At 56.0% G+C, this 23,255-nt stretch carries 25 protein-coding genes; 20 read left to right on the top strand and 5 right to left on the bottom strand.

The genetic code is table 11. The annotated features are described in order from the left end of the window. Nucleotides 1–120: 120 nt before the first annotated feature. The 5 genes from prmC to AB8996_RS09755 all read right to left on the bottom strand — a co-directional run bounded on the left by prmC (nucleotide 121) and on the right by AB8996_RS09755 (nucleotide 5,730). Nucleotides 121–978: a peptide chain release factor N(5)-glutamine methyltransferase gene (gene prmC / locus AB8996_RS09775; RefSeq protein ID WP_369298794.1), complete on the bottom strand. Its 858-nt coding sequence runs from the start codon at nucleotides 976–978 to the stop codon at nucleotides 121–123. Then, nucleotides 975–1,913: a DUF1385 domain-containing protein gene (locus AB8996_RS09770; protein WP_369298793.1), complete on the bottom strand. Its 939-nt coding sequence runs from the start codon at nucleotides 1,911–1,913 to the stop codon at nucleotides 975–977. The genes prmC and AB8996_RS09770 overlap by 4 nt, the downstream gene beginning before the upstream one ends. Continuing rightward, complete coding sequence (locus AB8996_RS09765; protein ID WP_369298792.1) at nucleotides 1,906–3,399, bottom strand: sensor histidine kinase; 1,494 nt, start codon at nucleotides 3,397–3,399, stop codon at nucleotides 1,906–1,908. Before AB8996_RS09765 ends, AB8996_RS09770 begins: the two co-directional genes overlap by 8 nt. A gap of 172 nt (nucleotides 3,400–3,571) precedes the next feature. Next, a complete protein-coding gene (locus tag AB8996_RS09760; protein ID WP_369298791.1) occupies nucleotides 3,572–4,276 on the bottom strand; it encodes a response regulator transcription factor in 705 nt (234 codons plus the stop codon). A 71-nt stretch (nucleotides 4,277–4,347) separates the two neighbouring features. After that, the gene (locus AB8996_RS09755) at nucleotides 4,348–5,730 is read right to left on the bottom strand and encodes a hypothetical protein (RefSeq protein WP_369298790.1); all 1,383 of its coding nucleotides are present in this window, start codon (nucleotides 5,728–5,730) and stop codon (nucleotides 4,348–4,350) included. 198 nt (nucleotides 5,731–5,928) lie between these two features. Here AB8996_RS09755 and AB8996_RS09750 point away from each other — a divergent pair, with 198 nt between their 5' ends. From AB8996_RS09750 to AB8996_RS09655, 20 genes are all read left to right on the top strand, one after another. Next, nucleotides 5,929–6,657: a 16S rRNA (uracil(1498)-N(3))-methyltransferase gene (locus tag AB8996_RS09750; protein WP_369298789.1), complete on the top strand. Its 729-nt coding sequence runs from the start codon at nucleotides 5,929–5,931 to the stop codon at nucleotides 6,655–6,657. Continuing rightward, the gene (gene fabG / locus AB8996_RS09745; RefSeq protein ID WP_369298788.1) at nucleotides 6,654–7,379 is read left to right on the top strand and encodes a 3-oxoacyl-ACP reductase FabG; all 726 of its coding nucleotides are present in this window, start codon (nucleotides 6,654–6,656) and stop codon (nucleotides 7,377–7,379) included. The genes AB8996_RS09750 and fabG (AB8996_RS09745) overlap by 4 nt, the downstream gene beginning before the upstream one ends. A gap of 172 nt (nucleotides 7,380–7,551) precedes the next feature. Beyond that, entirely contained in the window at nucleotides 7,552–8,508 is a 957-nt protein-coding gene (locus AB8996_RS09740; RefSeq protein ID WP_369298787.1) for a beta-ketoacyl-ACP synthase III, read from the top strand. A 186-nt stretch (nucleotides 8,509–8,694) separates the two neighbouring features. After that, nucleotides 8,695–9,639 (top strand): nitronate monooxygenase, encoded by a 945-nt coding sequence (locus AB8996_RS09735; RefSeq protein ID WP_369298786.1) that lies wholly within the window; start codon nucleotides 8,695–8,697, stop codon nucleotides 9,637–9,639. Between the two features lie 16 nt (nucleotides 9,640–9,655). Then, nucleotides 9,656–9,877, top strand: coding sequence for a hypothetical protein (locus AB8996_RS09730; RefSeq protein ID WP_369298785.1), 222 nt, complete (start codon nucleotides 9,656–9,658; stop codon nucleotides 9,875–9,877). 352 nt (nucleotides 9,878–10,229) lie between these two features. Continuing rightward, on the top strand, nucleotides 10,230–11,144 hold the full coding sequence (fabD, locus tag AB8996_RS09725) for an ACP S-malonyltransferase (RefSeq protein ID WP_369298784.1): 915 nt from the start codon (nucleotides 10,230–10,232) through the stop codon (nucleotides 11,142–11,144). A gap of 17 nt (nucleotides 11,145–11,161) precedes the next feature. After that, entirely contained in the window at nucleotides 11,162–11,899 is a 738-nt protein-coding gene (gene fabG / locus AB8996_RS09720; RefSeq protein WP_369298783.1) for a 3-oxoacyl-[acyl-carrier-protein] reductase, read from the top strand. Nucleotides 11,900–12,177: 278 nt separating this feature from the next. Beyond that, nucleotides 12,178–13,419, top strand: coding sequence for a beta-ketoacyl-ACP synthase II (fabF, locus tag AB8996_RS09715; RefSeq protein WP_369298782.1), 1,242 nt, complete (start codon nucleotides 12,178–12,180; stop codon nucleotides 13,417–13,419). Nucleotides 13,420–13,475: 56 nt separating this feature from the next. Next, complete coding sequence (gene accB / locus AB8996_RS09710) at nucleotides 13,476–13,925, top strand: acetyl-CoA carboxylase biotin carboxyl carrier protein (RefSeq protein ID WP_369298781.1); 450 nt, start codon at nucleotides 13,476–13,478, stop codon at nucleotides 13,923–13,925. A 12-nt stretch (nucleotides 13,926–13,937) separates the two neighbouring features. Further along, nucleotides 13,938–14,348 carry a 3-hydroxyacyl-ACP dehydratase FabZ gene (gene fabZ / locus AB8996_RS09705; RefSeq protein ID WP_369298780.1) on the top strand — a complete coding sequence of 137 codons (411 nt, stop codon included), beginning with the start codon at nucleotides 13,938–13,940 and terminating at the stop codon, nucleotides 14,346–14,348. A 151-nt stretch (nucleotides 14,349–14,499) separates the two neighbouring features. Beyond that, nucleotides 14,500–15,819 (top strand): acetyl/propionyl/methylcrotonyl-CoA carboxylase subunit alpha, encoded by a 1,320-nt coding sequence (locus AB8996_RS09700; RefSeq protein WP_369298779.1) that lies wholly within the window; start codon nucleotides 14,500–14,502, stop codon nucleotides 15,817–15,819. 44 nt (nucleotides 15,820–15,863) lie between these two features. Next, nucleotides 15,864–16,718 (top strand): acetyl-CoA carboxylase, carboxyltransferase subunit beta, encoded by an 855-nt coding sequence (gene accD, locus AB8996_RS09695; protein ID WP_369298778.1) that lies wholly within the window; start codon nucleotides 15,864–15,866, stop codon nucleotides 16,716–16,718. Beyond that, a complete protein-coding gene (locus AB8996_RS09690; protein WP_369298777.1) occupies nucleotides 16,715–17,479 on the top strand; it encodes an acetyl-CoA carboxylase carboxyltransferase subunit alpha in 765 nt (254 codons plus the stop codon). The genes accD and AB8996_RS09690 overlap by 4 nt, the downstream gene beginning before the upstream one ends. A gap of 313 nt (nucleotides 17,480–17,792) precedes the next feature. After that, on the top strand, nucleotides 17,793–18,974 hold the full coding sequence (gene rlmD / locus AB8996_RS09685; RefSeq protein WP_369298776.1) for a 23S rRNA (uracil(1939)-C(5))-methyltransferase RlmD: 1,182 nt from the start codon (nucleotides 17,793–17,795) through the stop codon (nucleotides 18,972–18,974). Nucleotides 18,975–19,151: 177 nt separating this feature from the next. Beyond that, nucleotides 19,152–19,898, top strand: coding sequence for a hypothetical protein (locus AB8996_RS09680; RefSeq protein WP_369298775.1), 747 nt, complete (start codon nucleotides 19,152–19,154; stop codon nucleotides 19,896–19,898). Continuing rightward, nucleotides 19,891–20,631, top strand: coding sequence for a restriction endonuclease (locus AB8996_RS09675; RefSeq protein ID WP_369298774.1), 741 nt, complete (start codon nucleotides 19,891–19,893; stop codon nucleotides 20,629–20,631). Before AB8996_RS09680 ends, AB8996_RS09675 begins: the two co-directional genes overlap by 8 nt. Nucleotides 20,632–20,873: 242 nt before the next feature. Next, a complete protein-coding gene (locus tag AB8996_RS09670) occupies nucleotides 20,874–21,356 on the top strand; it encodes an MGMT family protein (RefSeq protein ID WP_369298773.1) in 483 nt (160 codons plus the stop codon). Nucleotides 21,357–21,659: 303 nt separating this feature from the next. After that, nucleotides 21,660–22,640, top strand: a complete 981-nt coding sequence (locus tag AB8996_RS09665) for a calcium/sodium antiporter (protein ID WP_369298772.1) — start codon at nucleotides 21,660–21,662, stop codon at nucleotides 22,638–22,640. A gap of 116 nt (nucleotides 22,641–22,756) precedes the next feature. Further along, nucleotides 22,757–22,975, top strand: coding sequence for a hypothetical protein (locus AB8996_RS09660; RefSeq protein ID WP_369298771.1), 219 nt, complete (start codon nucleotides 22,757–22,759; stop codon nucleotides 22,973–22,975). 65 nt (nucleotides 22,976–23,040) lie between these two features. Next, complete coding sequence (locus tag AB8996_RS09655; protein ID WP_369298770.1) at nucleotides 23,041–23,232, top strand: holin; 192 nt, start codon at nucleotides 23,041–23,043, stop codon at nucleotides 23,230–23,232. Nucleotides 23,233–23,255: the final 23 nt, after the last annotated feature.

The following is a 23,255-nucleotide window of genomic DNA, read 5'->3' as shown; positions in this document are numbered from 1 at the left end:
TTCCATCATATCTTAGGAGAGGGAAACAGGTCAAGGGAATTTTAGGGAAAGGCGCGCGCCGTTGTGGGAATTGTTCGAAAAACACGAAAAATCCCCCGCACGGTCCGCGAGGGGGAGAAATTATTCCGGCACTGTGCCGATGACGCAGCGGTCAAAATCTGCCCAGTCCTTATAAATTTCAATTTGCGCAAGCCCGTGGCGGGCAAACAGGGAGGAAACAGCTTCCCCCTGCTCCTCGCCGATCTCCACGGAAAGCACGCCGCCGGGCTTTAACAGCGGCAGCCACAGGGAACAGAGCGCGCGGTAGAACCGCAGCCCGTCCCCGCCGCCGTCCAGCGCCAAAGCAGGCTCGTTTCGTACCTCCGGCTGCAGGGAAGCAAGCTGTCCGGTGGGGATATAGGGCGGGTTGGACACAATAAAATCAAGGCTTTTTGGAGGAAAGCGTTCCGCCGTTTCCGGCTGTAAAATGTCCCCCCGCCGCGCTTTGATATCATACTGGGGATAGGCGGCAAGGTTCTGCTCCAAATAAGGAAATGCCCAGTCGGAAAGCTCCAGACAGGTGATCTTCGCATGGGGCAGCAGCGTGCAGAGCCCCAGCGCCATGGCGCCCGTTCCCGCGCAAAGGTCCAGCCCCCGGGGAGCTGGCTGCCCGGAAAGCCGCTGCGCAAGGGCTTCCACGGCTGTGGTGGTATCCTCCCGGGGCACAAGGACGCCCTCGCCGACCTTCAAGGTCAGCCCCATAAATTCCCAGCTGCCCAAAATGTATTGGAGGGGGCGGCGGGCAAGGCGCTCCTGCACCGCGGCAAGGAAAGCGGATTCCCGCTCCTTTTCCGGGGTTTCCCCGCCGTGCAGGGCAAGCCCGGTGCGGTTCAGACCCAAAAAGGCTTCCGCCAGCAGCAGGCTGTCCGTGCCGGGGTCTTCTATGCCGGCGTCCCCAAGCTGTTTTCGGGCGGCTAAATACAGCTCCCGGCAGGTCATTGGATCAGGTCCTCGCCGTTTTCCGGGATCACCGCTTCCATGGCGGTGATGGCGGCTTCTATCATCTTGTCGTCCGGCTCTTTTACGGTAATGCGCTGCATCCACAGCCCGGGCGCCACCAGGAAACGGATCGGGCTGTTTGGGTGGCGGGCGGAGTATTTCTGGATTTCATAACCGATATTTACAATGACGGGAATGCACAAAAGCTTTACCAGCGTGCGCACAACGGGATTGGAAAAGGGAATGAAAAAGCCCACGATAATGCTCAAAAGCAGCATGAGGATCAAAAAACTTGTGCCGCAGCGGGGGTGGAAGCGCCCCTGCTTTTTCACGTTTTCCACTGTCAGGGGCAGGTCGTTTTCATAGCAGAAAATAGTTTTGTGCTCCGCGCCGTGATACTGAAAGGTGCGCTTGATATCTGGCATGAGGGAGATCAGCAGGATATACCCCACAAAAATGCCAATGCGCAGAACGCCCTCAAAAATGGAGCGGAACCCTCCGATTTCGGCGGGCACGGCGGCTTCCAGCAGGTTAAAGAGCCAGGTGGGCAGGAAGAAGAACAGCAAAATCGCCAGCGCTACGCCCAGCACGGCGCCGACGCCCATGATGATCCCGGTCATTTTTTCGCCCAGATGGTCATTGAGCCACTTGTCAAGCCCGGTCAGCTCCTCCTCGCCGGTGTCCTCGGTGATCTTGTCGGCAGAGAGGGAAAGCGCCTTGTAGCCCATGCGGAAGGAATCTATCATGGCGAAAATCCCCCGAAGAAAGGGTTTCCCCAAAATGGGATATTTCTGGGTGATGCGGGTGTATTCGATATCCTCGGTGGAGATTTCCCCCGTTTCGCTGCAAAAGGCAGCCACCGTGCGGCGGGGACCCACCATCATAATGCCCTCCATCAGGGCCTGTCCGCCAATGGACGTGATTTTTTTACTCATGGTTCTGCTCGTTCCTTTCCTGAAGCAATTTTTGGATCTCCGGGGTGTCGACGCGCTCCGGGTGGGCTTCCAGCGTTTCGCAGGTAGGCAGGCTGATGGTGACGGTGGTGCCCACGCCCACCTGGCTTGTCACCTCCAGCGTGCCGCCGTGCATGGCGATGATCTCGTCCGCCACCGCCAGCCCAATGCCGGAGCCCCGGACCAGCTGATTGGCTTTATAGAATTTCTTCTTTACGTTGGGAAGGTGTTCCTCGGGAATGCCGCAGCCCGTATCGCGGATCGTTACACGGATACTGCCGTTTTCCTCCGCGGAGGACACGGTGATCTCTCCCCCGGCTTCCGTATATTTCAAGGCGTTGTCGATAATATTGACAAAGACCTGCCGCAGGCGGTTCACATCGCCGTAAACAGGGGACAGCACCGTGTTTTCTTCATAATTCAGCTGCTTTTGCTCTGTTCTGGCGCGCTCGGTGAACAGATAGACCGCCTCGTCCAGCTCCGCCAGGATATCAATGCGGGATACCAGCAGGCGCATTCGCCCGCTTTGCAGACGGGAGAAATCCAGCAGCTCCTCCACCAGCCCGGAAAGGCGTTCCGACTCGCGAATGATCACATTCACGCCCTTTTCGGTGGTTTTGGGCTCCGTGCCGCTTTGCAGCGTTTCCGCCCAGCCCTTGATGGCGGTCAGGGGGGTGCGCAGCTCGTGGGACACGGAGGAAATAAAGTCGTTTTTCATCTGCTCCGTGGCGGCAAGCTCTCCCGCCATGTCGTTGATGGAATCGCACAGGTCGCCCAGCTCGTCGTCCCGCGCCTTTGGGATACGCACGTCAAAATTGCCCCCGGCGATCTGCTTTGCCCCGGCGCTGACCTGCCGCACCGGGAGAAGGATGGAACGGATAAAATACATGCCGGACAGGCTGATGAGCAGCATGATAAAAATGCCCGCCGCCACCAGCGCCAGAACGGTCCTGCCGATCTGCTGGTCCGCTTTTTCCAGGGAAACCAGGTAACGGACGGAGCCAATCAGCCCCCCGCCGTCGTCCCGGATCACCCGGGTGATCGCCATGACCCGCTCGCCGGAATTGAGCTCTCCCACCCATTTGCCGGAATTTTCCGGGCTGAACAGGGCGGCTTCGTAATCCGGCATATCCTGAGACTGGTCGGGCTCAAAGCCCGTGGAGGTGGTGAACACGCTGCCGGTGCGGTTCAGCGCCATGATCTCCATTTCGTTTTTATCGCGGAACTGCTCGATGTAATCCCGGGCGACGGCGGTAAATTCCGATACGCTGCCATATCCCCCGCTGTCGGCGGAAAGCCAGTTCAGCAGCTCGTCCACACGCCCGGTCAACGCCTGCTCAATGCCGCTGTAGGTGGAGGTCTGCGCCGTGATGGACAGGGAAACGATGGAAATGGTGAGCACGGCAAACGCCACGCCTATGGTGTTCACGAACCACCGGCGGGAAATGCTTTTCCTTGTTTTTGTCACGGATCCCCCTCCTTTCGACGCGATTTTAGATGCTGGACGCTGGATTCTGGATACTGGATATTTAGAACAGGGGAACCGTTTTCCTTTCAGCTGGGAAATTTTTCATGAAAAATCAGTCCCGCGGTTACCGCCTTTGCCCTTCTTCTAATTACTAACAACTAACAGCTAACAACTAAACTTCCCAGCGGTACCCCAGCCCCCACACGGTGACGATATGGGCAGGGGCGGAGGGCTGCTCCTCCACCTTCATGCGCAGGCGGCGAATGTTCACGTCCACGATTTTTTCCTCGCCCACATAGCCACCGCCCCAAACGTGCTTCAAAATATCCCCCCGGGGCAGGGCGACGCCGGGATTGGAAAAGAAATACTCCATGATTTGAAATTCCACCTGCGTCAGCTCAATGGGCTTGTCGCCTTTTTTCAGGGAGCGGTTGCGCAGGTTCAGGGTAAAATCCCCGGACCGCAGCTCGTCCACCACATTGTTTTCCCGGTTCCTGGCGGCAAGCGCCACCCGGCGGTACACGGCGTCCACCCGCGCCACCAGCTCGGAGGGGGAGAAGGGCTTGGTCACGTAATCGTCCGCGCCCATCATCAGCCCGCTCACCTTGTCCATTTCCTGGGTGCGGGCGCTGAGCAGGATAATGCCGATGGAGCTGTTCTGCCGGCGCAGCTCCTTGCAGACAGCCAGCCCGTCGTAAGCGCCGGGCATCATGATATCCAGCACTGCCACGTCGAAATCTCCCTGGGCGCTCTGGTACAGCTCCAGCGCCTGCTCGCCGTTTTCCGCTTCCACGGTCTGGTAACCGGCGCGCTCCAGGTTGATGACTACAAATTCCCGAATGTTCTGTTCGTCTTCTACCACCAGTATTTTTTTCATGGAACAGTTCTCCTTTCAGTTAGGGGGAAATCACGAAAAGCTGGGACTTCAGCGCCTGAGGCGGCTTGCCGCTAGGATTCGCTGAGAAGCTTGAAATTTTCCTTGATCTGCGCAATGCTTTGCAGCATAACGCTGTCTCTGGTAAACACCTGAATGCCGTAAACGGAATCGCTCTGCGCGGCAAGCTGTTCATAGCCGCTGCTGGCGCCCCGGCTCTCCCAGGCGGAACGGGTAAACACCCGAATGGCGAACAGCGGCTGCCCCAGCAGGTAGCTGCCGTCTTCCTCCGACTGGATAATTTCCATATAGGTCACCGTGCGCCGGGCGGTGTCGTTGGTGGAGGCGATCTTTCCCGCCAGGGAAAGGGGAAGGCGGAACCAGTAGTTTTCCGTGGGATTCATCATGGTGCGCAGCACGGTGCGGTGCTGCTGGGAACCGGGCTGGAAGCGGCGCCAGTTCACCTGATAGCTGGTGGCGTCCGGCACGGTCTCCACGGGCAGCTCCGGCGGCGTGGATATGGTAGGTATCTCCAAAATGCCGTCGCCGTTTAAGTCCCTCGACAGAATGGGTGAGGACGAGGGGCGCAGGAACGGGTTATTGTATTCCTCGGTATTGACCCCCTCCGGGGCGTTTTGCAGGGAATCCTGGTCCCAGTAAAAAACCTGGGTGCTGATGCTGCCGTCCGCCTTCATGCCGTCCAGCACCACGCCGTAGAGGGAGGCGGTCAACTGTCCAAAGGTGGCGGACAGGTAGCTGGAAATGGAGTTGTCCGCGTCCACGCTGTAGATTTCCTCCATGCCGCCCCTGTTCCAGGCGAAAAGCCTTGCCCTGGCAGGGGTGGGCTCGTCCCCCTCCGCCTCGGCGGGAAGGAATTTATCCACGGTGAAGACCTCCTGCACGCCGTCGTTGTTGAAATCGGTGACAGCCATTTCCGCGTAAGCCCCCAGCGGGTATTCCGTAACGCTGCCGCTGAGCCCGCAGACATAGGCGTTGACCGCGGCGGTGCGCCCGGTGGTCCCGGCGGTGCTGCCCCAGCCGATGAGCACCAGGCTGCGCCCCGTTTGGGAAAGCTTGCCGAAGCAGACCCTGTCCACCTGCAGGGCGGTGTTCTGGAAGGTGGCAATGGATTCCCAGCCCGTTTCGGTTTTTACCAGGAACTGCACCTCCACGCCGCCGGGGTTGCTGTTGTCGGAGGAAGTAAAGCCCACGGCGTCCTTTACCCCGTCCCCGGTGAAATCGTGCATGATAACGGCGGAACGGTACTCGCCGTTTTGGGGATAGACGAAGGAGATATCCGGGCGGTCGCCCTGCAGCAGCTCCTGGATCGCCCGCTGGTCCTCATTGACCTTGGGAGGCGCCATAAGGTTTTTGGTATCAAAGGAGGAAAAGGAGCAGCCGGAGCAGCACAGCAGCAGGCAGACCGCGATCAGCCCGGTGGCAATACGTCGTTTCATGATCTCCCCTCCCAATGATTTAACTTTTTTACAGGTGCCGAAAGGCGTCTAACAACTAACAACTAATAACTAACGACTAGTATAGCACAAAAGAATGAAAAAGTCATGAACAATCTGGGAACCGGCGGCATTGACAAAATACGGGCGGGAAAGGTACAATGCAGAAAAGGAAAACCCCAGGAAAAGGAGAAGCCAGCCATGCCCAGATTTTTTGTGGAACAGGAGCCCGCAGGGGAATATTTCGTGGGCGGGGAAAACGGGCTGCACATGGTGCGGTCGCTGCGAATGCGCCCGGGAGAGACTGCGGTCCTCTGCGCCGGAACGGGAAAGGATTTCCTGTGCACCCTGCTGGAATGCCGGGAGGACGGCGCCCTGGTCCGGGTGGACAGGGTGGTTGACAGCCGGGGCGAGCCGAAAACCCGGGTGACGGTGTGCCAGTGCTTCCCCAAGGGGGACAAGCTGGAAACCGTGGTGCAGAAATCTGTGGAGCTGGGCGCGGTGGAGATCCTGCCGGTGGAAAGCGCCCGGTGCATCTCCCGCCCGGACGGAAAATCCATGGAAAAGAAACTGGCGCGGCTGCAAAAGGTGGCGCTGGAAGCCGCCCAGCAAAGCGGCAGGGGCAGGGTGCCGGAGGTTTTACCCCCGCTGCCCTTGCAAAAGGCGCTGGAGCTTGCCGCCGCCCGGGGAACGATTTTATTCTGCTATGAAAACGGCACAGCCAGCCTGAAGGAAGCGCTGCAAACGGCAGGGGACCGATTGTTTCTGTTTGTGGGACCTGAGGGCGGCTTTGCCCCGGAGGAAGCGGCGCTGGCGGAAAGCTGCGGCGCGAAGCTGCTCACGCTGGGCAGCCGCATTTTACGGACGGAAACAGCGCCTTTAGCGGCGCTTTCCGCGATTTTATATGAACGGGGGGAGTTTGAATTATGAGCAATGTGCTGATCACCGGGGCGTCCGGCGGGATCGGAAGAGCCGCGGCGCTGGCGTTTGCCAGGCAGGGCTGGGGCGTGGCGCTGCATTTTCACACCGGGGAAGCCGCTGCCAGGGAAACGGCAGAGCAGATCAAGCTGCTGGGCGGCGACGCGGAGATTTTTCCCGCAGACTTAAAGGACGAGCGGCAGGTGGAGGAGCTGTTCTGCCGGGCGGAGAAGCACTTCGGCTTTTTGGACACGGTGGTCAACAACGCCGGGGCGGACTGGAAGGGTCTGCTGCCCGACATGAGCCTGGGGGACTGGAACGGGCTGTTCGCCGTGAACTGTACCGGCGTTTTCCTGTGCTGCCGCAGGGCGCTGCCGCCCATGCTCCGGCAGCACAGGGGGAACATCATCAACGTGGCTTCCATCTGGGGTGAGGTGGGGGCTTCCTGCGAAGCAGCGTATTCCGCCTCAAAAGCGGCGGTGATCGGGCTGACCAGGGCGCTGGCGAAGGAGGTGGGCCCCTCTGGCGTTCGGGTGAACTGCGTTTCCCCTGGCGTGATAGACACTCCCATGAACGGAGACCTGTCAGCGGAGGATATGCAGGCGTTGGAGGAAGAAACGCCCTTAGGGCGGATCGGCACGCCGGAGGAGGTGGCGGACGCCATGCTGTTCCTTGCGGAAAACACCTTTGTCACCGGGCAGGTGCTGGGGGTCGGCGGTGGATTTGCATTATAATTTGCGGAAAAAAAGCCGGGCTTTGTCAGGTTTTGCCGAGGGGAGGGAAGGCTTCCCGCCATCGGTGGGAGGATTTGACAAATCCGGCTTTTTTCGGTACAATTAAAAAGTTAGATTCTCCCCGTTTTCTCTCGCAGAGATCGGGGAAAAGCAGAATGGAAAGGAGCAGGCAATGAGCTTTCGGATTTTAGGCACGGGCAGCTTTGTGCCGGAACGTATCGTGACCAACGACGACCTTTCTCAGATGGTGGAAACCTCTGACGAATGGATCACAAAACGGGTCGGTGTGAAGCAGCGCCATGTCTGCACCACGGAAACAGTGACGGAGCTGGGCGTGGAAGCCGCCCGCCGGGCGCTGGACAGCGCCGGGGTGCGCCCGGAGGAGCTGGATTTGATCATCGCGCCCACCATCAGCGCGGATACCATTTCCCCGGGGCTTGGCGGCATGGTGCAGAACCGTTTGGGCGCCCACTGCCCCGCCTTTGATATAAATGTTGCCTGCCCCGGCTTTTTATTCGGGCTGGACGTGGCGGCGGGCTTTTTTGCCAGAAAGGCGGTCAAAAAGGTGCTGGTGGTAAGCGCCGAGCGCATGAGCGGGCTGCTGGACTGGACGGACAGGAGCACCTGCTGCATTTTCGGCGACGGTGCGGGCGCGGCAGTGCTGGGCGAGGGAGACAATTATCTGGCGTCCGAGCTGCACACAAAGGGTGGGGACGACATCATCTCCATTCCCACCTGGTGGAATAATTCGCCGTTTTATGAACGGGAAATGCCCAAAAACAAGGTGAACATGCAGGGGCAGGAAACCTATAAATTTGCCGTGACCTCCATGGTGAACGATATCCGCTCCGTCATGGAAAAGGCGGGCGTTACCGGGGAGCAGGTCCAGGCGGTGATCCCCCATCAGGCAAATTACCGCATTATCAACGAAGCCCGGCGCAGGCTGCCGGAGATCGCCCCGGAGAAATTCTTTGTCAACATTGAAAAATACGGCAACACCTCCTCCGCCAGCGAGCCGATTTTGCTGGACGAAATCAACCGGGCAGGGCTTTTGCAGCCCGGGGATATTGTTGTCCTTTCTGCCTTTGGAGGCGGTTTATCCAGCGCAGCGTGCGTTGTCAAGTGGTAAGCTTTTCAAAACCCCAAAAAGTCGTCAGACTTTTTGGGGAGAGGAAGGCTCGGCTGAAAAGCGAAGATGGGCTGCAGACAGCAGCACTTCGAGCGGCAAAGCCGAAGCCTGACGAGGAGGGGGACTTTCCAGCGCGTCCTGCGTGATTCGATGGTAAAAACGATCTGATAAAAAGGAGCTTTTGATATGATAAAAACACCTCTTTGCGATTTGCTTGGAATCGAATACCCCATTTTCCAGGGCGGTATGGCGTGGATCTCCGATGGAAAGCTGGCGGCTGCCGTATCTAGCGGCGGCGGGCTGGGCATCATTTCCGCCATGAACGCTAGCGCCGAGCACCTGAAACAGGAGATCGACATTGCCAGAAGCCTGACGGATAAGCCTTTTGGCGTGAATATCATGCTCATGTCCCCCTTTGCCGACGAGGTGGCAAAGCTTGCCGCCGACGAGCACGTGGCGGTGGTGACTACCGGCGCGGGGAACCCTTCCCGCTATATGCCTATGTGGCTGGAAGCAGGGGTCAAGGTGGTCCCTGTGGTGGCTTCCGTGGGCATGGCAAAGCTGGTGACCAAGGCGGGCGCTTCCGCCGTGATCGCCGAGGGAGGAGAATCCGGCGGGCACGTGGGGGATTTGACCACTATGGTGCTGGTCCCCCAGGTGTGCGACGCCACCGACCTGCCGGTTTTAGCCGCAGGCGGCATCGGCGACGGTAGGGGGATCGCGGCGGCGTTCCAGCTGGGCGCCGTAGGCGTGCAGGTGGGAACCAGGTTCCTGGTCGCCCATGAGTGTGGCGTTCACCCCAATTACAAGAAAAAAGTGCTGAAAGCAAACGATATTTCCACCATGGTGACCGGCAAGCGGCTGGGGCACCCGGTGCGGCAGATCAAGAACCAGTTCTCGAAGGATTACCTCAAGGCGGAGTACAGCACCATGTCTGACGAGGAGCTGGAAAAGCTGGGCGGCGGTGCGCTGTACCGCGCCGCCGTGGAGGGCGACGAAAAGACGGGGGATTTCCTTGCCGGGCAGATTGCCGGCATGGTAAACCGGGAGCAGCCCGCCGCGGAGATCATCAAAGAGATGTTTACGGAAGCGGAAGAGGTGTTGAAGACCGCCGGGCGCTGGCTGAGCTGAGGAAGGAGCGATTCTGATGGAACCAATTATTTTTACCGTTTTTTGGGCAGCCGTCGGCATTGCGATCCTGTATTTTGTAGTCAGAGAGGCGGTAAAAGCCGGGATCAAGGACGCTTACGGCGACCTGAATGTCTATTTGAGAAACCTGGTCACTAACGCAATCAACGAAGCGAACCAGCCTGAGCAGAACATGGAAGCAGCGGAACAGCAGGAGCAGAAGGACGAGAAAAAGGCTTGACCGATAGGAAAAAAGTCTACAGCAAGTGGAGCAGTGATAGTTATGGGAAAAATTGCATTTGTTTTTTCAGGTCAAGGGAGAAACGAAAACGGGTTCCGTTTTCGTTCGCGAATTTCCCCGCTGGGGAAATTTCAGGAGGACGGTATAGCGCTTGACCGATAGAAAGAAAGTCTACAGCAAGTGGAGCAGTGATAGTTATGGGAAAAATTGCATTTGTTTTTTCAGGTCAAGGGAGAAACGAAAACGGGTTCCGTTTTCGTTCGCGAATTTCCCCGCTGGGGAAATTCCAGGAGGACAGTATAGCGCCTGACCGATAGGAAAAAAGTCTACAGCAAGTGGAGCAGTGATAGTTATGGGAAAAATTGCATTCGTATTCTCTGGACAAGGCTCGCAATATTCCGGCATGGGGAAATCGCTGTTTGAGACAAGCCCTGCCGCGCGGCAGGTGTTTGAAACAGCGGACAAGCTGCGCCCCGGCACGTCGGAGCAGTGCTTTTCCGGCACTGCGGAGGAGCTTTCCCTCACGAAAAATACCCAGCCCTGCCTGTACTGTGTGGATTTGGCGGCGGCACGGGCGCTGGAGGAAGCAGGTGTTCACGCCGATTTCGCGGCGGGCTTTTCCCTGGGAGAGGTAGCCGCGCTGACCTTTTCCGGCGCGTTCTCCGAGGAGGACGGCTTCTCCTTTGTCTGCCGGCGGGCAGCAGCCATGCAGGAAGCGGCAGAGCAGAGCCCCGGTGCTATGGCGGCGGTGCTGAAGCTGCCTAACGAGACAGTGGAGCAGCTTTGCAGAGAATTCTCCCATGTGTGGGCGGTGAACTACAACTGCCCCGGGCAGCTGGTGGTTGCCGGGGAGAAAGCGGAGCTGGAAGCCTTCTGCGCCAGTGTGGCGGAGAAAGGCGGCAGAGCGGTTCCGCTGGCAGTCAGCGGCGGGTTCCATTCCCCGCTGATGGCGGGCGCGGCGGAGCGGCTGCGCGGGGAGCTGGAAAACATATTCATGAAGCGCCCCCGGCTGCCGGTGTACGCCAATTTTACCGCCCAGCCCTATGGAGAAAACGCCAAGGAGCTGCTTTTAGAGCAGGTCAAGAACCCGGTGCGCTGGCAGGAGACCGTGGAAAACCTGGCGGCGCAGGGGGTGGACACCTTTATAGAATGCGGCGCGGGGAAAACCCTGTGCGGGCTTATCAAAAAGACGGTAAAGGACGCGACGGTCCTCCGTGTAGAAGACGTAGAAACTCTGCAGGCGGCTGTGAACGCTTTGCAGGGCTGAGAAAGGAAGGCTGTTTTATGAAACTGGAAGGAAAAATCGCATTGGTGACCGGGGGCTCTCAGGGCTTGGGCAAAGCCATTGCCCTGAAGCTGGCGGAAAACGGCGCGGATATTGCCGTGGTGTATGTAGGACCGGCGGAGCCTGCCGAGGAGACCTGCCGGGAGATCGAAGCGCTGGGGCGCAGGGTGAAAGCCTATGTGTGCGACGTGCGGGACGAAAAGGCTGTGGAAGAGACCGTGGAAGCGGTGAAAGCCGATTTGGGCAAGGTGGACATTCTGGTGAACAATGCCGGCGTCACCCGGGACGGTCTGATGGTGGGCATGAAGGACGACGACTACGATTTGGTGCTGGATATCAATCTGAAAGGCGCGTTCCACATGACCCGCGCCTGCTACCGGGATTTCATGCGGAAAAAGTACGGAAAAATTATCAATATCAGCTCTATTGCGGGTCTGGTGGGCAATGTGGGACAGGTCAATTATGCCGCTTCCAAGGCGGGTCTCATCGGCATGTCCAAGTCCATCGCCAAGGAGCTGGGCAGTCGGGGCGTGTGCTGCAACTGCATTGCCCCCGGCTTCATTGCCACGGATATGACAAAGGATATCAAGGAGGACAACCCCCTGCTGCAGCAGGTGCCCATGAAAAAAATGGGCACGCCGGAGGACGTTGCCAATGTGGCGCTGTTTTTGGCTTCCCCGGAATCGGACTACATCACCGGGGAGACGATCCGGGTAGACGGCGGGCTGGCGATTTGATTCATGATCGCTTCCCCCCCGCCGCAGGCGGGGGGGGGAAGCGAAAAGAAAAAGCCGCCGGGGAAACGATCCGGGTAGACGGTGGATTGGCGATCTAGATACTGGACGCTGGATACTGGAGAAGGTCAAGAGAAAAGAAAAGAAAAATGAAGAAATCAAAGCAAGACTGGAAATAGGGCGTGTTCTTAATCCAGCATCTAGCATCTAGCATCTAGAATCTGGAGAAAGACCAGAGTCAAGGACGGAAAGGTGACAGTTGGCACGAAAGGAGAATTTGAATGCGACGTGTAGTCATCACAGGCATGGGGGCGATCACCCCGGTGGGAAACAGCGTTCCCGAATTTTGGGAAAGCCTGAAAGCGGGAAAATGCGGGATCGGGGAAATCACCAAATTCGATACTACGGACTATAAGGTGAAGGTCGCGGCGGAGGTCAAAGGCTTTGACCCCCTGCAATACATGGAGAAGGCGGACGTGCGCAAGCACGACCTGTTCTGCCAGTACGCTCTGGCGGCTGCCGCCCAGGCGGTGGAGGAAAGCGGGATCAAGGGAACCCTGCCCCCGGAGCGCATCGGCACGTATTTCGGCTCCGGCATCGGCGGCATCAACACCTTTTCCGAGCAGCACCAGGCGCTGATGGAGAAGGGTCCCCACCGGGTGTCCCCATTTTTCATTCCGGCACTGATCGTGAACATGGCAGCAGGCTTGATTGCCATCAAGCACGATTTCCGGGGCGAAGCGCTGCCGGTGGTCACCGCCTGCGCCACGGGCAACAATGCCATCGGCGAAGCCTACCGCGCCATCAGGCACGGCTATCTGGACGCAGTGCTGGCAGGCGGCGCGGAAGCGGCGATTTTGCCGGTGGGCGTGGCTGGCTTTGCCAATATGAAAGCCCTTTCCACCACCGAAGACCCCCTGTCCGCCTGCGTGCCCTTTGACGCCCGGAGGAACGGCTTTGTCATGGGCGAGGGCGCGGGAGCGCTGGTCCTGGAGGAATATGAGCACGCAAAAGCCCGCGGTGCGAAAATCTACGCCGAGCTGTGCGGCTACGGCGTGACCTGCGACGCTTATCACATCACCGCCCCCCACCCGGAAGCCATCGGCGGCGCGGCGGCGCTGAAAATGGCATATGACGAGGCGGAGGGGGATAAAACCGACCCGGCGAACATCTATGTGAACGCCCACGGCACCAGCACGCCCCTGAACGATTCCAGCGAAACGCTGGCAATCAAAAAGGGGCTGGGCGAGGAAGCGGCGCGAAAGTGCATGGTCAGTTCCACCAAGTCCATGACGGGGCATATGCTGGGCGCTGCCGGGGCGGTGGAAGCCATCGTCTGCGCGCTGGCGGTGAAAAACGATATCGTTCCCCCCACCATCGGCTACAGCGAGCCGGACCCCGCCTGCGATCTGGACTACGTGCCCAATCAGGCGAGAGAAGCCACGGTAGAGCTGGCGCTGTCCGCGTCCCTGGGCTTCGGCGGGCACAACGCGTATCTGGCATTTCGGAAAATAGAGAACTGATTTGCGGGCTTGGGCGTTCGCCCCTTCAGCCCGATATCGAAAAGGAGGCTTTTTCCTTGGACATCAAGCACATTGAGGAACTTGCCCGCGTCATGCGGGAAAATGACCTGACTGCCCTGGAGGTGCAGGAGGGAGACGCGGCGATCAAGCTGGAGCGCAAGCAGGAGATCGCGGCGGCGCTGGCAGCCGCCATGCCTGCCCAGAGGGCAAGCTCTCCCTTTGCCCCAGCGGGAACCACCCCAATCGGGACGGAGCCTGCCCCGAAAGCGGAGGGGACCGTTGTGGCTTCCCCGACGGTGGGCGTGTTTTATGCCGCCGCTTCCCCCGACAGCAAGCCCTTTGTAGAGGTGGGGGACAAGGTGAAGAAGGGAGACATTCTGTGCATTATCGAAGCGATGAAGCTGATGAATGAGATCCCTGCCGAAATAGACGGCACGGTGGCGGAGGTCTGCGCCATAAACGGACAGGTGGTAGAATACGACCAGCCCCTGTTCCGCATTGTATAAAGGAGAAGCGCTATGAACAGGGAAGAGATCAAGAAGCTTCTGCCCCACCGGGAGCCCATGCTGCTGCTGGACGAGGTGGAGCTGATAGATGGCAAGGCCCATGGCAAGTGCCACATCAGGGGGGACGAATTCTTTTTGCAGGGGCATTTCCCGGGGAACCCCGTTGTGCCGGGGGTCATTCAGTGCGAGATGATGGCGCAGTCCGCCTGTGTGCTGCTCCTTGAGGACGCGGCAGGGAAAACGCCGCTGTTTACCGGGCTGGACAAGGTAAAGTTCCGGGGGCAGGTAAAGCCCGGGGATACTTTAGAGACGGAATGCGAGCTTCTCCGCCAGCGGGGACAGTTCTATTTCGCGAAGGGAACGGGCAGGGTGAACGGGAAGCTCTGCGTCAGCGCCGAATTTTCCTTTGCCCTTGTAGATTGAGAGCTTCTGATTTACTGTTTTTTCCCACCGCGGGCGGTAAGAAAGTTCCGAAATCCCAAAAACAGAATCGTCGAGATTCGATTTGAAAAAAGCTTTTTAGCCTTTGGACTGGAAGGAAAGGTTCTCCAGTCTTTGGAAAGGATGAAGTGGAGTGTTCACCAAAATTCTGATTGCCAACCGGGGCGAGATCGCCATTCGCATTATTCGCGCCTGTAAGGAAATGGGTATCTCCACCGTGGCGGTGTATTCCGAAGCGGACAGAGATTCCCTCCACGCCGCCATGGCGGATCAGGCGGTATGTATCGGCGGCGCCAGGGCGGAGGACAGCTATCTGAATATCCGGCGCATTCTCAGCGCGGCTTTGGCGACCGGGGCGCAGGCAATTCACCCGGGCTATGGGTTTTTGGCGGAAAACGCCGAATTTGCCGGTCAGTGCAGGCAGTATGGGCTCACGTTCATCGGACCGTCGGCGGAGGTCATTTCCCAGATGGGGGACAAGGATCGCGCCCGGCGGCTGATGCGGGAAAACGGCGTACCTGTCACGCCTGGAACGGACATTCTGCGGGATTGGCGCGAAGCCCGGGAAAAGGCGGAAGCCATCGGCTATCCCGTGCTCATCAAGGCAAGCTCCGGCGGCGGGGGCAAGGGGATCCGGCTGGTCAAGCGCCCGGAGGATATGGAAAAAGCGTATGAGACCGCCTCCAGCGAGGCGGAAAAAGCCTTTGGAGACGGCAGGGTCTATCTGGAAAAATATCTCGACCCTGTAAAACACATTGAAGTACAGCTGCTGGCGGACGAAGCCGGGCAGGTGGTTTGCCTGGGGGAGCGGGAATGCTCCATTCAGCGGAACAACCAGAAGCTCATTGAGGAGTCCCCCTCCCCGGGGGTATCGGAGGAGCTGCGGCAAAAGCTGACCGAAACCGCCGCGAAGGCGGCAAAGGCAGCGGGCTATGTCAATGCCGGCACGGTGGAATTTTTACTGGACAAAGAAAAGAACTTCTATTTTATGGAAATGAATACCCGGCTGCAGGTGGAGCACCCTGTTTCCGAGCTTGTCACGGGGATCGATATTGTAAAGTGGCAGATACGCATTGCGGCAGGCGTGCCGCTGGATTTCACCCAGGAGGACATCAAGGTGACCGGGGCTGCCATCGAGTGCAGGGTCAACGCGCTGGGGGCGGGAAAGGTGGAATTTCTCCACACGCCTGGCGGACCGTGGGTACGGTTCGACACCTTTTTGTATCAGGGCTATGAAATACCGCCCTACTACGATTCCATGCTGGGGAAAATGATCGTCTATTCCTCCACCAGGGAGGAAGCCATTCGTAAAATGCAGGCGGCGCTGTGCGAGCTGCTTGTGGACGGACCGAAAAACAACATTGAAGACCAGATCGCCATTATCCGGGACGAACGCTTCCGTAAGGGCGATTACTATACAGACTTTATCCGGCATTTTGAGTCTGGGAACTGACAGGGCTTTCCGGCGGAAAACCTGCATGAAAGGAGCGCTGTGCTATGAATTTGATGGGGTTGTTCCGTTCCCCCCAGAACGAGCTGGAAAAGGGCGGGACAGAAGCGGAGGACAACGGCATTCGCAACGCCTGTCCCCACTGCGGGGTGCTGCTGCCCCTTTCCGAGCAGCAGGAAAACATGAACGTGTGCACCGCCTGCGGCTATCATTTTCGGGTAGGTCCCAGAGAGCGCATTGCGTATCTTGCCGACGAGGAAAGCTTCCAGGAACTGTACGGAGAGCTGAAAAGCAAGGATATTTTGGGCTTTCCCGGCTATGACCAGAAGCTCAGGAACGCGAAGCTCGCTTCCCGGGAACGGGAGGGCGCGGTATGCGGCACGGCGGAGATAGAGGGGCAGCCCTGCGCCCTGTTTTTCATGGACCCCAATTTTATGATGGGCAGCATGGGCACCACGGTGGGGGAAAAAATCACCCGCCTGTTTGAATACGCCACCCTGAACAGCCTGCCCGTGGTGGGCTATACCGTGTCCGGCGGCGCAAGAATGCAGGAGGGGATACTTTCCCTGATGCAGATGGCGAAGACCAGCGCCGCGGTCAAGCGGCACAGCGAGGAAGGGAATTTCTATCTCACCGTCCTGACCGACCCCACCCTCGGCGGCGTCACCGCCAGCTTTGCCATGGAGGGCGATATCATCATGGCTGAACCGGGGGCGACCGTGGGCTTTGCCGGGGCGCGGGTCATTGAACAGACCATTCGGAAAAAGCTGCCCCAGGGCTTCCAGACGGCAGAATTTCTGCTGGAGCACGGGTTCGTGGACATGATCGTCCCCCGGTCGCGGCAGAAGGAGACCATTGGGAAGCTCCTGCGGCTTCATCAGAAAGGGGGCGGCAGCCTGTGAGCGCATATGACAAGGTCCTGCTTGCCAGGGCAAAGGGGCGCCCCACCGGGCTTTCCTATATCGAGCATATTTTTGACGATTTTATAGAGCTTCACGGCGACCGCCGCTATGCGGACGACCCTGCCATTGCGGGGGGCATCGCCACACTGGACGGCAGCCCGGTCACCGTTATCGCCATGGAAAAGGGCGGCGACATGAAAGACAAGGTGCGCCGGAACTTTGGCGCACCCAACCCGGAGGGCTACCGAAAGGCGCTGCGGCTGATGAAGCAGGCGGAAAAATTCCACCGCCCGGTGGTGTGTTTTGTAGACACCTCCGGCGCGTTCTGCGGGCTGGGCGCGGAAGAACGGGGACAGGGACAGGCGATCGCCGAAAACCTGATGGAAATGGCAAGCCTGAAAACGCCCGTCGTCTCCGTGCTCATCGGCGAGGGCGGCAGCGGCGGCGCGCTGGCGCTGGCGGTGGCGGACCGGGTGTGGATTCTGGAAAACGCCGTATATTCCGTCATTTCCCCGGAGGGCTGCGCAAGCATTCTCTGGAAGGACGCGAAAAAGGTAAGGGACGCGGCGGAATGCCTTCGCATCACAGCGCAGGACATGGAAGAGCTGGGCGTGGTGGAGCGTGTGTTCCCCGAGGAAAAGGAATTCGAGGAAACTTACGGGCAGCTGAAATCGGCGCTGCTGGAAACCCTGCCGGAGCTTTCCGCCCTTTCCCCGGAAACGCTGCTGCGGCAGCGGTACGACAGGTTCCGAAAGTTCTGAACACAGTCTAGGCGGCGAAAGCAAGATATCTCAGTCTGTCGATAAAGCCTCCAATGAACGAATACGGAGGGAAAGAGAGTTGTGAGAGAGAACCGTCAGGGGTGCTGGTGCCCGGTGGGCACCGTTTAGCACCGACCGAGCCGATAGGCGAGAAGCGCAAACCACCAGTTCTACTGGTGGTTTTGATTGAGCGGGACGAAAATACTTTTTCGGCACGCTCAGGCGGCGAAAGCAAGCCGCCTTTCACGTTATTGGGCGTTTCCCCGCGCAGGAACAGGGCTGCCCTGAAAAATTTTACGGAAGGGAAATGGCTATGGACGCAGGAAAGCGGAACAAGGCTTTGGAGCCGCAGTGCCCGGTGTACCGCAAATGCGGCGGGTGCCAGCTGCAGAACCTCAGCTATGACAGGCAGCTGCAATGGAAGCAGGACCGCTGCCAAAAGCTGCTGGGGCAGTTCGGGAAAATACAGCCCATTCTGGGCATGGAGCACCCCTACCACTACCGCAATAAGGTGCAGGCGGCGTTCGCCTGGGACAGACGGGGCGGCAGGATCATCTCCGGCGTGTACCAGTCCGGCACCCATTGGGTGGTCCCGGTGGATTCCTGCCTGACGGAGGACGAAAAGGCGGACGAGATCATCGTTTCCGTGCGGAAGCTGTTAAAAGCGTTCAAGCTCCGCCCCTATGACGAGGACACCGGCAGGGGGCTTTTGCGCCATGTGCTGGTAAAGCGCGGCTTTCAGACCGGGGAGATCATGGTGGTGCTGGTCACCGGCACGCCAATTTTCACGGCGAAAAAGCATTTTGTGGAGGAGCTTTTGAAGCTTCACCCAGACATCACCACCATCGTGCAGAACGTAAACGACACCCACACCTCGCTGGTGCTGGGAAAAAACGAAAAGGTGCTTTACGGCACAGGGTATATCACCGATGTCCTCTGCGGGTGCAAATTCCGCATTTCCCCGAAATCCTTTTATCAAATAAACCCCGTGCAGACGGAGAAGCTCTACGGGAAAGCCATGGAGCTTGCCCGGCTCAGCGGGAAGGAGCGGGTGCTGGACGCCTACTGCGGCATTGGGACCATCGGCATGGTGGCGGCAAAAAACGGCGCGAAAGCCGTACTGGGCGTGGAAGTGAACCGGGACGCCGTAAAGGACGCCATCGCCAACGCCAGGGAAAATAAAATGAAAAATATCACCTTTCTTTGTGAGGACGCCGGGGAATTTATGGAAAACGCCGCTGTGGAAGGGGAAGCCTTTGACACTGTGTTCCTGGACCCGCCCCGGGCAGGCGCCAGCCGGGAGTTTTTGCAGGCGCTCTGCTCCCTTGCCCCCCGCCGGGTGGTCTACATTTCCTGCAACCCGGAGACCCTTGCCCGGGACCTGCGCTTCCTCACCGCCAACCACTACCGGGTAGAGCAGCTCCAGCCCGTGGACATGTTCCCCCATACTCAGCATATCGAGTGCGTAGTGCTGCTACAACGAAGAACTATGTAGAAATACTTAATTTTAGACACTTTGCGAAGCATATCGTATTTGCACGCGAGGGAGGCAAAGTATAAAATGAGTTAAAACAATATCAACATTTTAACAATAATTAATATAAAACATCAATACACAAGAAATGAGAAATGGTAAAAGGTTTGAATACTGATAAAGATTGGAAGGTGTAAAATGAAAAATCCAGGGTTAAAAGCTAATGTGATTTCAATGTACAAAAGTTATTTTCAAAGAGAGGGATTTTTTAGACCTAAGATTGAGGAAGATTTGAAAATTCAAGGAAAATTAAAAGAACATACGGTTGATATTTATTTTGAATTTGTCCAGATGAATAATTTAGAGCGAGCAATAATTAAAATAGTAGAAGATACAGAAGTAACAGACAACGATATATGGGAATTCAGAAATGTTTTGAAAGATTTACATTTTTTTGCAAAAGGTATCCTATATTATAATGGTAATGCTTGCAGTAATGTGAAGAAAGCAGCTGAACAAGCAAACATAGATTTAAAGAAATTTGTTTTTTGTAGAGAAATTCAAAAATCTGTTATGCATTTTATTAACACCATGTTGCCTAATGAAGAGGTAATAGGTGATCCGTTTTGGGTAATTATGGAAATATCACAGGATAGTGGTGCAAATACGGGAAATTATGATATGGTTAATAATAGTATTTTACTATTTTTATCAAAAAAGCAGGCAAGTAGATATTGTAGTAAAAGGAAGAAAAATGCCAGAGTATTTGGGATTTCACAAAATCATCTTGAGGTTTTAGTTTCACTACAAGAACGAGGATTGTGCCCGGACTTTTCAATAGCTTTTCCTGAATTCGAGCAAATCTATAATGATAGTTTAATATATTATCAGATTTCAAAAGAAAAGTTTAAAAAATTCTATTTACGAGGAAATAATAATGCTTAATACATCAAAAGGGAAAAAATTTGAATCTATTGTTAAAGAAATTTGCAATGAGCTTGCTAAGAATGAACGAATAAACGCTAAAGTAGAGGAACGTGTTCCAATGATAGGAGATGATGGTGCAAGCCATGAAATAGATGTACTTTATTCGTTTGAGCATTTAGGTGTGAATTACAGAGTGGCAATCGAGTGTAAAAATTGGGAAAAACCAATAAATGTTGGGGAACTTAGAAATTTTTGTTATAAACTAGAGCATATAGGGAATATAAATGGAATTTTTATTTCAGCACAAAGTGAGTTTCAAGATGGTGCTGAAAAAGTTTCTAATTTTAATGGAATTAAATTAGTAAAGTACGATGAACTTCAGAAATTGCTAGATGGACACAACTATAAATATTTAATTCCTGATTATGAAATAATAGGAGACCCTTTTTGGATGTGTTTAAATTTGAATGGCAAGAACTTATTAGAACAAAATTCATTTGTTGAAGAGGGAATTTTCCTCTTTGAAAATAAATATTTTGCGGAACAATTCCAAGAGAATTGCTTATCAGTTTACCACCGTAATATAAAAATTGTGGGTGTTTCTCAATCACACTTGAAAAAAATAAAATCATTGAAGGAACAACATAAAGTTTCAGTGAAGTTATTTAATCAATTTACAAGTGATTTTAATAAAAAGCCATATCATTTTTGGGATTTGGATGTTAGGGATATTGAGATGTATATAAGGTGAGTTTTTGAAATTTTCAATTTTATATTCAGGATTCGTGTTTTATTATTGATTATATTAACATACTATATGGGTGTTTTGTGGACATCTTCGTAGTGTGAATTCATATCGAATGCGTGACAGGGCTGATGAGAACGGAATAACGAAAAGTGGCTGTACGTTGAGAAAAATTTTTTCAAGCGGAAAACCGTCTCATTGCACAACGAAAAAATTTGGGGTATGCTGGGGAAAAGGAGCGTGACAAAATGGCAAACGAAGAAAAGAAGGATTTTAACGCCATGCTGAAAGACAGCAAGGATATGCCGAAAATCCAGATCGTCACCGACAAGAAGACCATCGAAAAGTACGGCGGTGAAAAAATGTACTTTGCCCCACCCATGGACTATGACCGGGTGATGAAGCAGGTGCCAAAGGGAAAGCTGCTGACGGTGGGAATGATCCGGGAATACTTCGCCCGGCAGAACGGGGCTGATTTTACCGAGCCCATCACGGCGGGAGTGTTCGTCTCCATCGCGGCGTGGGCAAGCCATCAGCGGCAGGACGACCCTACCCCTTACTGGCGGACGCTGAAAGCGGGCGGGGAGCTGAACCCCAAATATCCCGGCGGCGTGGAAGCCCAAAAGGAAAAGCTGGAGGCGGAGGGGCACACCGTGCTGACCCGGGGCAGGACAAACCTGAAATACTATGTCAAGGAGTATGAAAAAAATCTTTGGGAAATTAGTTGTTAGTTGTTAGATTGTTAGGGAGCAGTTGTTAGTCGTCAGGCTTGACAGGCTCGACAGATTTTGCTAAAATATCCCATGGAATTTCCGGCGGGGGAGTAGCAGGCGTGAAATGCGCAGCAAGTCAACAACCTCGGTCATTTGACCTGGCTTGCTTTCATTTGCGAGACTCGTGTATGAGCTTTTGGGCGGTACACGCAGTCTGATTTCAGAAAAAGACCGGGTATGGCTCAGTGCCATACCCGGTTTTCCGCATTTTTCGGGAATACTGAAAAGAAAGCAAACAGGAAAGGAATGTAACACATGGAAATGGCACTTGCAATCGGTTTGTTTTTAGTTGGGCTGGTGCTGCTCATCAAGGGCGGCGACTGGTTCGTGGACGGCGCCACGGGGATCGCCCACCGCTTCCACGTGCCGGAGCTGCTCATCGGCGCCACGGTGGTGTCCATCGGCACCACGCTGCCGGAGGTGATGGTTTCCGCCACCTCGGCGGTCAGCGGGCACGGGGAGATCGCCTACGGCAACGCCATAGGCTCCATCATCTGCAACACGGCGCTGATCGCGGCGATCCTCATTGCCGTGCGCCCGGAAAAGGTGGACGGGAAAACCTTCCGCACGCCGGTCATCTTCTTTTTCTGCGCCGCCGCGCTGTACCTGATCGCCGCCTATGTGTTCGGCAATTTCAGCCGGGTCGTGGGCGCGCTGCTGCTGGCGCTGTTCGTGGTGTACATGGTCGTGATTATCTGTCAGGCAAAAAACATGCCGAAAACCATCACGACAGCTACCAGGGAGAAGGAGGAGCAGCAGGAAGAGTTCCCTCCCATGTGGAAGGATATCCTGCTGCTGGTGGTGGGCGCCGCGCTGATCGCGGTAGGCGCCAACCTGCTGGTGGACAACGGCACCAAGATCGCCCAGTGGCTGGGTGTGCCGGAATCCGTTATCGCCCTGACCTTTGTGGCGCTGGGGACCTCCCTGCCGGAGCTGGTGACCGCCATCACCTCTCTGGTCAAGGGGCACGGAGCCCTTTCCCTGGGAAATGTGGTGGGCGCGAATCTGTTCAATCTGGTGCTGGTCAGCGGTGTTTCCACGGTGCTTTCCCCCTTTACCGTACCCCAGAGCAAGATGATTGCCGGAATGAACGCTTCCCTGGTGGTGGATTTGCCCGTCATGCTGTTCGTAATGGCGTTCCTGACACTGCCCGCGTTGAAGCGGGGGAAGGTCACCCGCGGGCAGGGGATCACCCTGCTGGCGGTTTATGCCGCCTTCTGTATCTTCCAGTTTGTGAGCTGAAAAATCAATCAAGACATTTTGAAAAGTTGTCCTTTCGAGGGCAACTTTTTTGTTTTTCGGGGAAAAAGATAGGGGTATTTCGGGGGCGGCAATGCAAATTGAAAGGAGGAGGTTTTATGGACAGCAGCATTTTTGTGGCGGTCCTGTCGCTGGCAGGGACGCTGATCGGCTCGCTGGCAGGTATTCTTGCGGCGAACAAGCTCTCCAACTACCGCATCAGCCAGTTGGAGGAAAAGGTCAACAAGCACAATCAGGTGGTGGAACGCACCTATAAGCTGGAGGGTCAGATGACCGAGGTGCAGCACGATATCCGGGACATCAAAACAAAAATATGAGAAGTTTTGTTTCACGGAGCGAAACCACAAAATATTCCCAATATTCAAAGAAAGGAAGAGAACATATGACAAAAAAATGGTGGAAAGCGGCGGGTGTTCGGGCAGTCAAAACCGTAGCGCAGACCGCGGCGGCGACCATCGGCACCTGCGCGGTGCTGACGGAAGTAAACTGGGTCATGGTGGCAAGCGCTTCCGTGCTTGCCGGGATTCTTTCCCTGCTGACCAGTATCGCCGGGCTGCCCGAAATAAAAGCTTGAAAACTTCGTTTTCAAGCTTCCTG

The sequence above is a fragment of the uncultured Neglectibacter sp. genome (assembly GCA_937958185.1).
Classification (GTDB): Bacteria; Bacillota; Clostridia; order Oscillospirales; family Acutalibacteraceae; genus Acutalibacter.
The sequence above is the reverse complement of the archived record's forward strand: the minus strand, read 5'-3'. Positions and strand labels throughout refer to the sequence as shown.

Excerpts from the sequence above, each read along its gene's own strand:
- prmC (WP_369298794.1), bottom strand. The coding sequence starts at position 978 with ATGACCTGCCGGGAGCTGTATTTAGCCGCCCGAAAACAGCTTGGGGAC.
- AB8996_RS09770 (WP_369298793.1), bottom strand. The coding sequence starts at position 1,913 with ATGAGTAAAAAAATCACGTCCATTGGCGGACAGGCCCTGATGGAGGGC.
- AB8996_RS09760 (WP_369298791.1), bottom strand. The coding sequence starts at position 4,276 with ATGAAAAAAATACTGGTGGTAGAAGACGAACAGAACATTCGGGAATTT.
- AB8996_RS09755 (WP_369298790.1), bottom strand. The coding sequence starts at position 5,730 with ATGAAACGACGTATTGCCACCGGGCTGATCGCGGTCTGCCTGCTGCTG.
- AB8996_RS09750 (WP_369298789.1), top strand. The coding sequence starts at position 5,929 with ATGCCCAGATTTTTTGTGGAACAGGAGCCCGCAGGGGAATATTTCGTG.
- fabG (WP_369298788.1), top strand. The coding sequence starts at position 6,654 with ATGAGCAATGTGCTGATCACCGGGGCGTCCGGCGGGATCGGAAGAGCC.
- AB8996_RS09740 (WP_369298787.1), top strand. The coding sequence starts at position 7,552 with ATGAGCTTTCGGATTTTAGGCACGGGCAGCTTTGTGCCGGAACGTATC.
- AB8996_RS09735 (WP_369298786.1), top strand. The coding sequence starts at position 8,695 with ATGATAAAAACACCTCTTTGCGATTTGCTTGGAATCGAATACCCCATT.
- AB8996_RS09730 (WP_369298785.1), top strand. The coding sequence starts at position 9,656 with ATGGAACCAATTATTTTTACCGTTTTTTGGGCAGCCGTCGGCATTGCG.
- fabD (WP_369298784.1), top strand. The coding sequence starts at position 10,230 with ATGGGAAAAATTGCATTCGTATTCTCTGGACAAGGCTCGCAATATTCC.
- fabG (WP_369298783.1), top strand. The coding sequence starts at position 11,162 with ATGAAACTGGAAGGAAAAATCGCATTGGTGACCGGGGGCTCTCAGGGC.
- fabF (WP_369298782.1), top strand. The coding sequence starts at position 12,178 with ATGCGACGTGTAGTCATCACAGGCATGGGGGCGATCACCCCGGTGGGA.
- fabZ (WP_369298780.1), top strand. The coding sequence starts at position 13,938 with ATGAACAGGGAAGAGATCAAGAAGCTTCTGCCCCACCGGGAGCCCATG.
- accD (WP_369298778.1), top strand. The coding sequence starts at position 15,864 with ATGAATTTGATGGGGTTGTTCCGTTCCCCCCAGAACGAGCTGGAAAAG.
- rlmD (WP_369298776.1), top strand. The coding sequence starts at position 17,793 with ATGGACGCAGGAAAGCGGAACAAGGCTTTGGAGCCGCAGTGCCCGGTG.
- AB8996_RS09680 (WP_369298775.1), top strand. The coding sequence starts at position 19,152 with ATGAAAAATCCAGGGTTAAAAGCTAATGTGATTTCAATGTACAAAAGT.
- AB8996_RS09675 (WP_369298774.1), top strand. The coding sequence starts at position 19,891 with ATGCTTAATACATCAAAAGGGAAAAAATTTGAATCTATTGTTAAAGAA.
- AB8996_RS09670 (WP_369298773.1), top strand. The coding sequence starts at position 20,874 with ATGGCAAACGAAGAAAAGAAGGATTTTAACGCCATGCTGAAAGACAGC.
- AB8996_RS09665 (WP_369298772.1), top strand. The coding sequence starts at position 21,660 with ATGGCACTTGCAATCGGTTTGTTTTTAGTTGGGCTGGTGCTGCTCATC.
- AB8996_RS09660 (WP_369298771.1), top strand. The coding sequence starts at position 22,757 with ATGGACAGCAGCATTTTTGTGGCGGTCCTGTCGCTGGCAGGGACGCTG.
- AB8996_RS09655 (WP_369298770.1), top strand. The coding sequence starts at position 23,041 with ATGACAAAAAAATGGTGGAAAGCGGCGGGTGTTCGGGCAGTCAAAACC.